Annotated in this window: 2 protein-coding genes; both read left to right on the forward strand. The window is 40.4% G+C overall.

Annotated features, from left to right (window positions below):
* The coding region (locus tag LX69_RS07785; protein WP_170124292.1) for a T9SS type A sorting domain-containing protein at window positions 1–319 on the forward strand (319 nt) is incomplete at its 5' end.
* 486 nt (window positions 320–805) lie between these two features.
* Window positions 806–16,876 (forward strand): hypothetical protein, encoded by a 16,071-nt coding sequence (locus LX69_RS07790; protein WP_221621309.1) that lies wholly within the window; start codon window positions 806–808, stop codon window positions 16,874–16,876.
* Window positions 16,877–17,004 lie beyond the last annotated feature (128 nt).

Consider the following 17,004-nt stretch of genomic DNA (forward strand, 5'->3'; position numbering starts at 1 on the left):
TTTTGCACCATTGAAGAGTGTTGTTGATGATTCATCTCAAAGTACAGCTGTTGAGGATGACACATCTGATGGAATCCGTCTGATGGCATACGGTATTGGCCGTAAAGCAGTCGTGTCCGTAAGTGATGCTTCCTTTGAAGGCTCGGTTGCGATAGAGGTGATTGATGCCATGGGGAAGGTTTCTCAGAAAATGATTTCTTCAAAACAACACAATGAATTTGAGTTAGCTGCCAATTCACAGTTTCATATTGTAAGGGTAGTATATAAAAATCAGGTAAAAAGCTTTAAGATTTTGAATTCTATCGGGATTCAAAATTGATTTTTGATTATAAAACAGAGGGTATCCGAAATCTTTTGGATACCCTCTGTTTTACTCATTTACAGAAATGAGGCTGAGTTTACAATGAACTGATGTCAATTTTGATGTATGCTTTTTATGAAGGTGTGGAATACTGACTATAAGACACATCGAAATAGTTAGGATTGCTCGTGAATAATCCACGTTGTATGGTATTTGTTTGTTAGTCTTAAATTACTATCTTATAGTCAAGTTTTTAAATGCTTATATTGCTTTTATTTGTATGTATCTGATTTCTAGACTTTATTTTGTGATTCATGACAAAGTATGGTTTCAACATGACTCTTTTTTTGTAACTAATGTGGTGTTTTACCTTATGTATCACGAAGATGCTTTGCTATGTATTGGTTATTCATTTGTCTTTTAGTTAGAAAAAGTTGTAATTGGGTCAGGAAGTCTTTCTCTAATCTCAATTTACTATGAGGAATTCATGCAAATGATATTTAAATGGGCAATTCCAAAGTTTTATTGTTGAACTTACACTTGTTTTTTAGAAAATCACCTTTTATGAAAAATATGATTAGGCATAGTTTCGGACGTTTCATGTCTTTTTCTGCTAAAGATTCTTTGATTTATTTATCATCTAGCCATAGAACTGTATTGCTCTTTGCATGTTTATTTTGTATCCAAATGGCGAGTGGGGCAATAATCAACAGTACACCTTCAGGGGGAAATTGGAATGTGGGCACGACCTGGGAAGGGGGTGTAATTCCTACATTATCTGATGATGTGGTTATTGTGAGTGGTGCAACAGTTACAATAAATCAGTCAGTTACTTGTTTGAATTTAACAGTGAGTGGTGTGTTGAATACGGATAATACAAACCGGAGTGTCACTGTCAATGGCAATTTATGGATTAATGGATCATTTGACATGGTCAGTTGTAATCCGCTGGATGTATTAGGGACAACCACTGTTTTTGGATCTCTGGTAGACACTAATAATTACGGTTCTGCTGTTTTTCAAGGCATATTGACTATTAATGCAGGCGGAGAATTTAGCACAGCCAACAATTCTCCTTGTACGTTTCGAAATGGGATCATCAATGATGGAACGTTTAGCAAATCAGGTACCGGAGCTGTTACTTTTTCTGGTAATCCCCAGTCAATTTCGGGTTCGAATGCACTAACAATTGCTGGAGCTGTAACTTCATCTGTGGCGTTAACGATCGATGCGCCGGTTACCTTTTCTGGCGCCACTACTTTTAATGGAACGACTGTGGTCAATGCTGTGTCGACTTTTACCGGTGCATCCATTAACAACGGTGAAATGACAGTGAATGCTGTGTCTGCATTTATCAGCACCTTCCGCGCCAATGAAAATGTGGTGCTGAACAGTGCTGTGAATTTCAATAGTACTGTGACAATTGCGGATGCAAAATCAATTCGTAATAACAGTCAGTCATTGGTAGTAGGTGTGTTGAATGGCTTAGGCAGCAGTTCGAAATGGAAAAATGAAACTGGCTCTACTTTAGAGTATAGAAGTGGAACTGTTCCGATGGACATAGGATTGTTGGATGCTACAAGTGCGAATAATACGGTGTATTATAACGTTGATGCAAATCAAACAATTAAAGCTGTTGATTATTATCACCTACAAACCGGGACGAATGGTGGGACTGCCAATAGGAGTAAAACAATTGAATCTTTAGTTGGGAATATTAATATTGGTGGCAACCTGCAAATAGGTAACCGTTCTGTTTTTTATTTAGGATTAGGGACTAAAAACATTTCGGTTGCAGGCAATGTGACCATCGAGAGTTCTACCACTTGGTTGCGAACGAACAATACAGATAATGCGATTCATCGTTTAACTATTGGTGGTGTTTTGGTTACCAATGGTGGTGAAGTGCGTTTGCGTTATGATAATGCAACCCGATATTGTGATTTAACGATGACAGGGAGTGGTGATTTGATTCAGGGAACCGGTTCTGTTTTTATTTTGCGTAATCTTACATTGACCAATGTTGCTTCTAAAACGGTTTCATATTCCGGGAATATTGATTTTTACTCCGGGGCAGATGACAATGTGTTTACAAATGATGGTGGTGATTTTACTGCCAGTGCAGGGGCTTTTCGTTTTATGGATGCGTTTACCGTGGCAGGGACAGGGAATATCACCTTTAATAATTTGCAATGTGGAAATAGTAACCAAACCATTCAAACCTTAGGCCGAGATGTGACTGTGAATGGCATTCTCACCTTGAACCACAATAACACAACTTCCAGTTATTTGAATTTGAATGGTAAAGCACTGACGGTCATTGGTGGTTATACATTGACTAACTCAGGTAATTTTGGTGGTTCATCTTCATCTAATTTGATATTGGGAGCCGGGAATACCCCGACTGTTTCAGGGAATATCTTATTTGAATCGGGTGTTGCCGAATTAGCAAGCCTGACTCACCATGTGGTGAATGGTTCAAGCTTTTATAATTTGGGCAATGCATTGTCTGTTGCCGATTTAAATGTGATTTCAGGTCAGTTGAATAACGCATCGAACCTGACGATTACCAACTCTCTTCAAAACAACGGTGTTTACAATCAAACTGCCGGAACAACTTATTTTAATAAGCCTTCAGGGACAGTTCAAGTCTCCGGTGCAGGTATCAATACCATTCAAACGTGCTCCATTACAGATGGAACAGTAGAGGTGGCTGCAGATGTATCCATCCTTGCAGGATTTGTGAATAATAGCAATGAAGCCGCTTCTTATAATCAAACATCCGGATCAACATCATTTTCATCGTCTGGAGCACAGAGCATTCATACCGGTACCGGTGCCGGAAGTGTTGTGTTTTATAATCTGAATATTAATAATGGGAATACTAAAACATTGAGTCGAAATGTTGATGTCTCCAATCATTTGACCATTGCTGACAACACGACTTTTAGTTTGGGTACTGTGCCTACCGTATTAAATATAGGTGGGGATTTAACGGTTGATGGGATATTGAATTTTGGTGGTACATTAGTCAAAACGGTCAATTTAGGTGGTGATTTAAAAGATGTGTCGGGCACAATCGCGATGACCGGAACCGGGCTGGCACATGTGTTGAATTTAAACGGAGCCAATAATGCTATTTCAACTTTTTCAACAACTGTTTCAAGTGGCAGTATTGTTAATTATGGGCGAAGTGGAGATCAGTCGATCTTTGAATCAGCGAACTATCAAAAACTATCTTTTTCAGGTAGTGGAATCAAATCTTTTCAATCAATCACATCGGCGAATGATGAATTTGCTGTGAATGGGACTGCCATTGTGGGGTTGAATGGGAAAACGGTCAATTCGTTAGGTAATGTATCGATTGCCAGTGGAGCAACGTTGCATGTGAACGAGGGGGCTCAATTGTTAATGGCAAGTGGAAAGATATTAACCAATAATGGGACTTTTAAAGTTGTAGGTCTTTCAGGAACTCCTGCAGTTGTTTCGCGATATGGGGCAACCGGAGGGTATTCGATTGTTCAAAACAATTCGACAGCAACGTTCTATGCCAATCAATACGAATTTGATTACTTATTGAGTGGCATTTCTATATCTGATGGGACAATTGATAACACTGATAATTTCAGTAATGGTGTGTTTTCAAATGGGAGTGGGGCTCAATATTTGCAATTGACGGGTTCTGATTTGTCGGGATTACCTTCAGTAACCAATGTCACTTTTAATAGTGGTCCTACGGCTAACGTTACCCGTACATCGGGAATTGGTGCAATTACGTTTGACAATGCCCAGGGTGTTTTGGCCGGCGAAAATTTTGATAACGACAATGGCAATCCCGGGACATTGATCCTTTGGAATTATCCGGCATCTGTTTATTATTCCGTTGGTGACGTGTCGGCCGGATTGACAAGTAGCTGGTCTAAAAATCCGGATGGATCGGGTGGGAATCCGACCAGTGTGACTGATGGTTTAAATACGCTGATTGTTCAGGATGGTCATTCTGTCATCGTGGATAACAATGGCAATGTTGATGTCAAGAACTTGATTGTGGGTCAGGGAACTTCCGGTTCAGTCATAATTGGAGCGAATGCATCGCAACAAACGGTCACGATTCGTGAGAATATGGAAGTCAAAGGCGGCGCTACTCTGACAGCCGGCTCTGCCGGTTCTCCTTCGCACAAATTGCTGGTGTATGGTAATATGTACAATGATGGTCAGATCAATTTAAAACCATCATCCGGTATTGTGGTCAACACTGAGTTATATGGGATCATGGTGATGAGTGGTTTAAATGCTCCCCTATTTAATGATCTAACCTTTAAGACAGGTGCTTCGGCTACCACAGAAACTGAGCTGGACGTTAATGGGAATTTGACCATTGAAACTGGCGCTGTTTTTGATGATGGCGGTTTGGTGCATCATGTTGCAGGTAATTGGTCGGTTGTCGGTACCGGTGCTTATATGGCCTCTGGTACTATCGTATTTGATGGGATGGTCAATACCATTAATGACCATCCCAATGCCACGTCTCTAACGTTTCATAATCTCACATTTTCAGGAGGGGGTGCCGGTTCGTTGCAGGAAAATGTGATCGTGAATGGTGATTTGTTAGTCTCTAACAATACCATTTTACAAACAGCTTTAGGTGTGACTTATTTTGGTGATTTGAATATTGATAGTGGTTCTTCTTATACACAAACAGCTGGTGTAGCTACTTTTGCCGGTGTGAATGTTCAGGAGATTCAGCTCGATGGTACTAATTCTTTTAATGCGGTGACTTTTAGTAATGGCGGATCCAATGCGAAAAATATCATTGGCAATATGTCCGTTGCTAATGTGTTAACAGTGTCAAATGGGGCAACTATATCCGGCAATGGGACTCACACTGTAACCGGAGGTGTTCGGATTGATGGGATTTGTGATTTGTCCGGTACTTTGATCATGAAAGGAGGAAGCCTGACAACCGGTAATACAAGTAATCAAATTTTATTGGGGACTGCTGAATTAAGGATTGATGGGAACGTCTATTTGACGGTTACTTCACCTGCAACGTCCTTGAATTTGATTATGGATAATAATCTTGTAGTTCAAAATGGTTATTTGGTAATTAGTAACAATACACAAGTAACAGGTAGTGCATCATCTCAGTTGCGTGTTGATGCAGCAAGGTCATTATATATTCGAGGAAATAATAATTTTCCGACCGGATTTGGATCCTATGATTTGTCATTGACATCAACAGTGATCTATGATGCAGCAATGGATCAAACTGTTCGGGGGGGGATGACTTATGGCAATGTGTCATTAGGCGGTGCATCCGGATATCGAAAAACAGTTGATGGTTCACTTGATATCAATGGAAATTTGGCATTAGCCAGTGGCTCAATATTAGACTTGCAGTCATTTACCCACTATTTGGCAGGGAATATTTCCAGCAACGCAAACAGCTCCATCGATGGAACCAATGCGATATTTACTCTCGATGCCGATGATGCCAATCAGACAATCTCATCCAACGGAACCGGCTATTATCGTTTTCATGATTTGAATATTGTGCAAAACGGGGCAACTGCCAATCGAACCAAAAATTTTGCAACAGGATGTAGTATTGAACTTTTTAACGATTTTAATATTACTAACAGTTCGGGAAGTGCATCTATCATGCTTGTTGTTGTATTGAATGATAACGGGATTGGGGGGACTCCTGGTGACTGGAACTTGGGTGAGTATTGTCAGTTGCAAACCACGAGCGCCGATTTTTATACCGGATTTACCAGCAAATTTTCGGGGACTAAGAATTTGGATGTCAATAGTTCAGTTTATTACATCCTGAATGGCTCCCAAATTGTCGCTAATGGTTTTACTTATGGTAATCTGACTTTTAATGGAGGAGATAAAACGGCGCGTGGGGCTTTGGATATCAATGGAACAATTTCGAGAACGGCAGGAAACCCTGTGTTTTATGATGGCGGATTTATACACACCGTTGCAGGTGATTGGAATTTAAACAGCACTGCCTATTATACTGTTGCTTCAGCTACAGGTACCATTGTTTTTGATGGTATTGATCAATCCCTTTATGGGGCTAATTTTAATAATGTGGTGGTTGCTAATTCCGGTACGCTTTCAGTTACATCCTCGACACTCACTTTATTTGGAAGTTTAACCGTTGAGAGTGGTTCCGGTTTGGTTTTGGATACTAAGAATCTTAATATTGGTGGGGATTTTACTGTGAATGGGAGTGGTGTCTTTACGCAGTCGACAGGAACTTCAACGTTCAATGGTTCTGCGGTTCAAACAATCCGGAGCAATGCTTCCAGTAGTTTTGGTGCTTTAACGATCAATAAACCCAATGCTGTCGGGTTACAAACGGTTCAGTTGCTTACTGACATGATCGTTAATGGAACCATATCTATCACTCAGGATGCCGGGGTTTTAGATATCACCAATCAAGAAGTGACTGTTAGCGGATCTATTTATCTTTATCCAAATAGTGTTGAAACTGCCGATGTGTTGATTGCCACAGGAAGTACTCTGGTGCTAAATGGAGTGGATGCTCAAAATATTCGCAATAGAAACCCGAATTCGCTTAATTTGGGAAATGTCTTGTTTTCAGGGGCTGGCGATAAAGTTGTGTATTATGATGTTTTAGGATCGCCTCTCGTTAATATTAATGGTGATTGGACGATAAGTGGTTCAACAGTGGATGGGTATAATTCCGAAATTCATGTTCGGGGAAATTGGGCGAATAATGGAACTTTTCAACACGGGGGGGGGCATACAGTCCATTTTGACGGAGCAGACCAAACCATCAGTGCATCTACTTTCCGTAACCTGGTTTTTTCAGGAACCGATACTAAAACATTGTTGGGTAATATCACTGCTAATGGAAATGTAACTCTTTCAGCAGCCACTCTCGATGCCAATCAACAAACCATTACTTTAACAGGTAATTGGGACAATAGCGCGGTTGATGCAGTATTTGTGCCCCGCACGGGTAATGTGATATTTGCAGGAGGTAATCAAAATGTATATACCGGCACATCATCAGGCTCCTTGGTCGGAAAAGGATTCTACAATTTTGATGTCAATGCAACCAATACTGTTGCTTTGCAGGGCGATTTGGTGGTTGCCAATGATTTGACGGTTGCAACAGGAACTTTCACGACCAATGCTTATGATATTTGGGTGGCAGGCAACTTTAGTGTGGCAGGAACTTTTAGCCATAACAATACCAATAGCATTTTAACACTGAATGGTAGTGGCGGAACCAAAGTGTTTAATGCGAACAATGCAACGCTTCGGGGGGTTGTGGTGAATGCTCCTGGAACCATCTATCTGGTTGAAGGTAATTTTGGGATTCAAGCTGTTGATATGGAGGTTTTAGCGGGCGAATTCTATTTAAATAAGCATGCGTTGACGGTTAATAATAATAACCGTAAAATCAATATTAATGGCGGAACTTTGGTGGTAGATGAAAGTTCAACGATCACTTTTGTGGGCAGTGGGCAGGGAATTAACTTGAACTCCGGGGTGCTCAAAGTGGTTGGGACGTCAACTAATTATGCATATTTAGAAAGTGTAAGCAATACATTTGCACTTAATCAAATGGGAGGGACATTGCATATGTCCAACTATTTTTTGCAAAATGCACGCATTGCAATCACGGGAGGCGTCATTGATGCTACTGATAATTTCAGCGATGGTACTTTCTCCGGTACTGTGACAACCGGAGCTTATTTAACCTTGTCGGGTTTTGATTTTGACGATTTTTCGGTAAATAATGTCACTTTTAATAGTGGCGCAGCCAATAATATTGTAAGGATAACCGGTTCCGGAACCATCACCATCGAAGATGCTTCAGGCGCCAAGGCCGGTGAAGCGTTTGAAACGGATAACGGAGTTCCGGGAACTCTGATCGAGTGGACGTATCCCGCTGGTTTCTTTTGGGATAACGATTCTGGTGATAATAATTGGCACAATCCGCTTAACTGGTCGGGTAATGCGTTACCGGGTTCTGATGATATCGTCTATCTTAATCATGATTATCTTTCTTCTGATTATACTGTCTACATCAACTCTGCTGATGCGACGGTTAAACGAGTGATGATGGATACTCAGGGAGGAAGTGGCATTGGGCTGACTCTTGTGAATGGCTACGACCTTACATTGGTTGAGCACCTTTCCATTGGGAGTGCGAATGCGACTTTAACTCAGTCTGATGCATCATCATTGCTCTATGTTGGGAAAAACTGGACTAACCTGGGAACCTTCAATCATGGTAATTCAACAGTGGTTTTTAATGGAACAGGTGGTGAATCGACTATTTTTACAGGGGGAACCGGAGTCGGTAAGGATTTTTATAAGTTAATCATTGATGCTGATGGTGCCAATTACAATTTAGGTGCTGCGACAACTGTTTTAAATGATTTGACAATAACCCAAGGGCAGTTGTCAGCGGCTGCAACGGCGAATGTATTGAATGTTGGCGGTAATTGGTTTATTGATGCTGATGCGGGTGGAGCCTTTGATCCGTCAACTTCGATTGTGACTTTTAATGGAGCTGATCAGTCTATCACCAATGGGACATTCTATAATTTTGTGACTGCCGGATCGGGAACGAAAAGCATCCTTTCAAATATTAAAGCTTCATATAACCTGACAATTGGTTCACGAACCACCATCGATGCAGGGCAATATAATATTTTGGTGAGCCGCTACTGGATCAATAATGGTGGATCGTTATTTCAGAATGGTCTGGGTTCTGTCATTTTTGATGGAACAACAGCACAACAAATTGATGCCGGAAGTGCTTCAACATCGTTTCATAACATGGATTTCCGTAACTCGGGATCTAAAACATTCATGAGGGATGTCAATACCACGGGTTCTGTTGTTGTAAATCCAGGGAGTGGGATTGTGTATTTAAGTACCTACCAACTAGCCGGTGTTGGTAGTGATAATACATTTACAAATAATGCGACCGTTTATGTTCAAGGTGCCAATAACTTCCCTGCAGGTTTTGAAACCATTGATATGGCATCAACCAGTCGTGTAAATTATTATGCCGATATCGCTCAGTCTGTTTTTCCAACCAAATACGGGCACATTGGTTTTGGGCGAGCAACCAATGGCGTTTTGACGACAAAAACGGCCTTGGGTGATTTTGAAGTGTTTGGTAATATGTTTTTTACCGATGGAACCACGACCCTCGATATGGCAACCAATGATGCAAGTGTTAATCTTACCGGAACCATCAGTATGACTGCCGGTAGTACTATTTATTGGGGAACCGGAGATAATGCAACATTGACTCATGTGGGGGGAGACTGGTATATAAGTTCGAATCTTACCGGGTTTAATCATTTAATACTTGCCGGTACCGGAGATAAATATACCAATGGCGATTTGTCGATTACCGGTAATGTAATTGTTAAGCAGGGAGTCGATTTGATGATGTATTCAACTGGTGGTTCTGTCAATTACAGAACTATGACATCTGACAATACCGGTTATTTTATGGTTGAAGCAGGAGCACGTGTGTTTAATTCACGTCCGGCAACCGAAGGGGTTGCTATTCCTGTCGGATTTGACAGTTATCAATTGGATGCTGCCAGTACGTATTATATGTACAGCCCCGTTGGTGTTGATCAAACTTTATATACCGGCTCCGGTATTGAATATGGTAACCTTTATTTCAGAAATGTGAAGAATGTTTCATCTGATGGTGTTGCAGATCTTGTCGTGAAAGGAGATTTTGATGTTGATGCATCTACTTATATCGATGGAAGTAAAAACATGCGCATTTCCGGTAGTAATATTTACTTAACAGGTTATACGCCTTCGTCGGAAAATGTGACAATGACACTCGATGCTTTAGGTAATCAGTATATACGTGATGATGTTGATAACTCATTGGTGATGCCTGCTATGATTTTTTCAGGGAGTGGCACCAAAACTATCGGTGATGGTAATGATGTTTGTTATATTGAAGGCAATGTGATGATAGATTCAAATGTGACTGCCACAACTGGGCGAAATGTCACATTTAATGGGACGCAATGGATCAATAATGGCGTTTATTCACACACCGCCAACACGCTTACATTTAATGGTTCGAGTGATGTAACTATTAAAAGTGGTAGTACTTCGGCTTCAAACTTTTTCTACAATGTGGCATTTAATAATGCTTCGACCAAAACGTTTATTACTGATGGGGCTGATATTAATGGTTCTTTCATAATCAACGAAGGAAATGTCGATTTAGGTTCATTGACTCATACAATTTATGGTTCACTAATCAATACGTTGGGTGGTAATTTGTTGAGTAGCGATGCTAATATTGTATTGGATGGAGGTAGTCAAAATATTAATACGCCATCATTTGCGGTAAATAATATTACAATGAATGGAAGTGGGACTAAGAGAATGTTTTCAGATTGGACGATTAATGGGAATTTGCTTGTTAATCCTGGAGTGACATTTAATACGTCTGACAATGTTGTGCCTACTTACTACAATATCCTTGTAAAAGGTAACTGGATCAATAATGGAACATTTGCAGCAAACACTTCCACTGTCAATTTTGAAGGAACTGCATCAACGATTGATATTACAAGTGGCGGATCGAACTTTTACAATGTCAATTTTGCATCAGGGGTAACCTTATATCGTTTGCAATCAGCATTAACACGAATATCAAGGTCGATGTCAATTGGATCTGGGTCTGAATTAACACTGAACGCAAAAACATTGATATTAGGAAGCAATATTGCGTCGGGAAAAGTCTTTACTATTGATGGTACATTAAGGGTTAATGAGAATGCGGTTCTCAAAATCAATAATCAATCGTCTCAAAGTCAGATTAATGTTAATGGTGCATTTTTCATTGTCGGGACTGACGCAACAAATGTTGCGACATTAACTCGTGAAACAACCGGTGTCGCTGGCTCTGAAACTCAAATCAATGTCCTTGCCGGTGCGACATTCGGGGCTCGTTATTATTTGATTGAGTATTTACAGGATGCAGGGATGAATTTACTGGCAGGTTCTGTTTTGCATCCGATTAACAATTTGTCAGATGGTGCATTTCAAAATATTCGAAATGCAGCTAATGTGAGATATCTAAATCTGGAGAGTGACTATTCGGGGGGCGTAATTTCGAATATTGTATTTAATTACTCCGGCACTCCTGTACAGGGAACCCATTACAATGTGTGGCGTCAAAACGCTGCCACTCCCATTGTTTTTGATTTAGTGGGAGGAAGTTTGGGGAATTACAAGTACGAACGTGACGAAGAAGCTTTATCTTCTGCATCATCCGGTTTGTTGCAGTGGCCTGCAATTACTGAGACCAATTGGACCGGAGCAATGAATACCGATTGGCATGAAGCCGGAAACTGGGATAATGGTGTTCCTTCAGCAACGCTTGATGCTGTTATCCCCGACAGAGCAAATGATCCGATTATTTCAATAGGTGATGCCATTTGTAAAAAAATGACCATTACCACTGGAACTTTGATCTTGGATAACAACAGAAATCTATCCATTGCCGGTGATATTGAGATTGGTACTGGTACAAGTACCGGTATTTTGTCTGTTTCCGGTGCGTCGTCCGTGATTTCAGTTGGTGGTTCATGGACCCGAGGTGTCAATAGTATATATCTTCCGGGTACTTCTTCGGTGGTGTTTAATTCGTCCGCAGGAACCGCTAATATTACTCCTCGAACGTCTCGATTTTATAATGTTGAGTTCAATAATGCTTCAACAACCTACTATTTGGTTGGATCATCCATTGGGATTGATGGTGATTGGTATATTCTGAACGGTAATGTTACTCCGTCAACTACCAATTATGTCTATGATCTGAAGGGAGACTTTGTGTGTACTAATGGAAGTTTTAATGCTACAGCTGTAACTGGTGGCACGATTAATTTAATTGGGACAACAGATCAAACCGTGAGTAATGCCATGTTTAATAATTTGAATGTTGCAGGTGGTGGCATTAAATACTTTGAAAATGACATTTCTATTGCTGGTAACTCTGTTGTTTATTCCACCATGTCTGCTACGACCGGATGTGTTGTTGACTTTAATGGTAATGTGTTGATTGATGCGTCCGGTACATTTGTTGACGGTAACGGTGTTCATACTTTTGGTGGGGCAACCTGGACCGGAACCGGTGCATATAGTGGTAGCGGTACCATTGTATTTGACAGAGCAGGAGACCAGGCCTTGAATGCAGGCTCATTCTATAACCTTACGATTAATGGAAACGGGGGAGTTTTCAATCTCAATAGTGATGTTGTTGTGAATAACAATATGACTGTTGTGAATGGAATCAATTATGCCGATTTGAAAACTTATACTGTAACCAATCCTAATGGTGTTGGAACATTTTCACTCGATAATGGGGAAGCTGTTTATGTTCGTGGGACTAATAATTTCCCCAAAGGTTTCGGTGTGTATGCATTGGGCGAAACGAGTTTTGTGTATTACTATGGGGCATTAGATCAGATTATTGACGGTGTTTCGTATGGAAATCTGATTTTAAATAACGCTTTCGAGAAGGTATTGGGTGGAAATACTGAAGTTAAAGGGAATTTGACCTTCAACAATGCCACATTGGATGTGAGTTCTTCTAATTATTCATTAACGGTTGGTGGGACATGGAATAATAATAGTACCGGACATTTTATTTGTCGGGAAGGGACTGTTATTTATAATGGAGTTTCTTCAAATCAGTCCATCAATGTTGGTGCAAGCAATGCCAATGATTATTATAATTTGACTGTGTCAAAAGGTTCGGGTTATGTAGCTGTAAATAATAATACGGCAAATGATTTTGTTGTGTTAAATAATCTGCTGGTTTCAGGAGGTCAGTTTCATGCCAATGGTCGAACCATTACAGTCGGAGGAGATTTTGTTGCCTCAAATGCTGGTTCTTTTTATAGTAATACAGGAACATATTATTTAAATAAAGCATCCGGAGAGGGCAGTTTGGGAACAAATGGGTCTTCATTATTGAATATGACAATTAATAGTGGTGCAATTTATACCGTGATAGATAATTTGACCTTGATTGGTGATTTCAGGTTGGAGGCCGGACAATTGAATGGAAATGGCAAGGATGTTATATTGGGTAATGGAAGTAATGATGTGGCAGTCATTTCCGGAATTTACAAAGTTGGTGCCGGGGGGACATTGATGATTGGGGATGGAACGTCTTTAACGGTAACGAGTTTGGGCAGGATAGAAGTTGTTGGATCACCTTCTGCGATGGCTACGGTGACACATAATTCAACTGGTCGATATAATTTTGTAGTTGATGGTACTATTGCTGCCAAGTATTATCTGTTCGAATATATGTCAAACGCTGGTGTTTATTTGTCTTCAACTTCTTCAATTGATGTGGTCAATAACTTTAGTGAGGGCACGTTTACCAATGGAACCACCTCTGGTCCAATGTTAAGGATCGAAAATTCTCAGAGCTTTGTCGCCCCTGACTATATTGCCAATGTCATTTTTCCGGTTAATCCTGGTAGTGGTGGATATAATGTTGCCAAAACCATTTCTTCTTCAGGAACCCTTGAGTTTTATAATTCGACAGGGGTATTTACGGGAGAGAGTTATGATAATGATCCGGGTGATCTGATAAACTGGACCGGACCTGTGAAGTTGACATGGAACGGTTCTGTTAGCAGTAACTGGAATAACGCCAATAACTGGACCGCTAACTATGGGCCATCAATTGTTCCCAGCGGAGACGAAGATGTCGTTATTGCAACTGCAGTCAATCAACCAATATTGACTACGTTGGGGCAAAAAACAAAGAATTTGACTATTAATAGTGGCGCTTCAATTCTTGTGAATACGCCATACGATGGAGGTGATGTTGATTTAGATGTTAATGGTGATATAACTATTAACGGTACATTGTATTTGATGTCAATAAATGACAATGTAACTGTTGAAGGGAACTGGACCCGAGGTACTACAGGTTCTGTGACTTTAAATGGAAATATAAAATTCGATGGGGCAGGAGGCGCACGGGTTATTAATAACCGAGGATCCAATTTTAATCGATTGATAATTTCAGGAACGAGTCAATATCAATTGGGTTTTGCAACCACAGTGCGTGAAAACCTGATCATTGAGAATGGCTCTTATTTTGATGTTTCTGCATCTAATTATGCACTCACTGTTTATGGTAACTGGTTAAATTCAGGTTCATTCAATTCTCGAACAGGGAAAGTGACTTTACTGGGTAGTCATGTTACAGGTGTATTGAATGGCGGGGCAAGTGCTTTCTATGACATTGATATTAATGCATCATCAAATACATATACACTGTCTTCTGATTTTGAAGTTAAAAGAGCATTGTATCTCATCAGTGGTACTTTAAATGCAAATGGATATTCCCTGAATATGGGAGATAGCAATGGGATTGATGATCTGACCATAACTGGTTCTCTGAATTTAAATGGTGGAGCCGTTTTGAATATGGGTAATTTATCGAGAGTAAACGTTAACAGTGGAGGAAGTTTATCTCTGGTGGGTACCTCAAATACAAATCGCGCAGTGGTGACTAGTCTGTCGGGAGGTCGATATGCTTTGAGAATTAATTCAGGTGCTTATCTTGCAGCGCGATATTATGAAATTTCAAATACTGATGCTCAAGGATTGAATATTTTGAGTGGCGCTAATATTGATGCTGTTAATAATCTTTCGGATGGCTATTTTATGAATGGTTACCCTGCATCAGGAACTTATATAACTTTGTTGGCTGATCAAGGTGATGAATTCGTTGTTAATAATTTGATTTTTGATGCCGGGACGTTAAATAATGTTACAAGAACATCCGGAACAACGGTTTTCTATTTTATTGATGCAAGCGGTGATTTAAGTGGATATTTATATGAAAATGATATTGAATCACCAGATGCAACTAGTGGGTTGATTCGATGGTCAATCCTGGACTTGTACACTTGGTTGGGTCTGTCAAATGATTGGTCGGTAGCATCCAATTGGTATAATGGCGTTTTACCAGATGAGTTTGCCAATGTTAAGATTCCTTTTGGTTCGCCCTATTATCCTGTTGTGAATGATGGCGATTTGGCTGTTGCCAATGATGTTACAATGGCTTCAGGAACCTTTTTGACATTGAATGCAGGAGCTCGCATGACTGTTAATGGTAATGTCATTAATGATGGTGCGACCATCTTAATCAAAAATTCGGCTGCGACAGCTACAGATCCTGCATCATTCTTAACTCATGGAACTGTCACTGCTCCTGTGAGCATTGAATGGACTTATCCTTTGGGTGCCTATATATACATCGGTCATGGTGTTGACAATGCATTGAAATCCAATTATGGCAGTGCTCTGTTGTATCGAATTGTCAATGGCGGATGGGTTCCGGTTGGGGTTTCTCCAGATGCTTTCAATACCACTTCATTGGAAGGTTATGCGGTTGGATTCCCATCTTCGTTGGGAATTCCTCAGTCTGTTACCAATACCGGTATGTTGCATACCTCGGATTACAGCATGCCCATTGGAAATAACTGGTATTTGGTAGCGAATCCTTATCCAACTTATTTAGATTTGGAGAGCAGTGGTTTGAATCTTGGTGATGCCTTGAATACTGTCTATACAACCATTAGGGGAGCCGGCACTACAAGTTATGCCACCTATAATATTGAATCGAATGTGGGTGTGAATACCGGAACGCAATATGTGGCTCCAGGACAATCGTTCTGGATTCGGAACTACACCCCTTCGTCTACTTTATCTATCAATAAAACGGTGAGAGTGCATGCCACCGGTGTGCTAAAGAGTGCAAACACGACTGATGATGTTTTCAGAATTAAACTGATCCGTTCATCGGTGTCGGATGAGCAAGCCATCTTGTTCCGTTCAATAGGTGATGAAGCTTTCTCTGCTGTTTATGACAGTGAAAAGAAAATGGATAACAATGCCTATGAGATTTCTCTCTTTACCATGAAGTCGGGACGTAAAATTGCGATCAATGCATTGCCCGAATTGGCTGATGACAGGGTTGTGCCTTTGTATATGAATGTTGGTTCCTCGGTAACCGGTTCATACACACTACAGGCAACAAACATTAATCAGTTTATGCCCGGATCAGCTGTTTATTTGAAGGATATGGTCTCAGGGGAGATCTTTGATCTTCGAGAGAATCCGGAGTACACATTTACTGTGGAGGGGGCTCTTGCGAATGAAAAGCGTTTTGAGTTGAGTTTTGCACCATTGAAGAGTGTTGTTGATGATTCATCTCAAAGTACAGCTGTTGAGGATGATACATCTGATGGAATCCGTTTGATGGCATACGGTATTGGCCGTAAAGCAGTAGTGTCCGTAAGTGATGTTTCCTTTGAAGGATCGGTTGCGATAGAGGTGATTGATGCCATGGGGAAGGTATATCAACAAGTAACTTCTTCACTGCAGCGTACTGAGGTAGATGCACCCTATAATACTCAGTTCTTTTTGGTGAAAGTCACTTACAAAGATTGCGTACATACTTTTAAGATTGTAGCTCATCATGATGAGCAGTGATCAAACGTTGATTATCTGTTAATATAAAAACAAGCGAGGGGGTGTGTCATGCATCCCCTCGCTTGTTTTTTTATAATGTTCAATTCATTGGTTTGTCAATGTTTATGGTTGTTTGGTCAAAAAGATGG

This window comes from Breznakibacter xylanolyticus (assembly GCF_003254275.1).
GTDB lineage: Bacteria > Bacteroidota > Bacteroidia > Bacteroidales > Marinilabiliaceae > Breznakibacter > Breznakibacter xylanolyticus.

Bases quoted from the DNA above. Each gene is read 5' to 3' on its own strand.
- LX69_RS07790 (WP_221621309.1), top strand. From the start codon at position 806: ATGGGCAATTCCAAAGTTTTATTGTTGAACTTACACTTGTTTTTTAGA.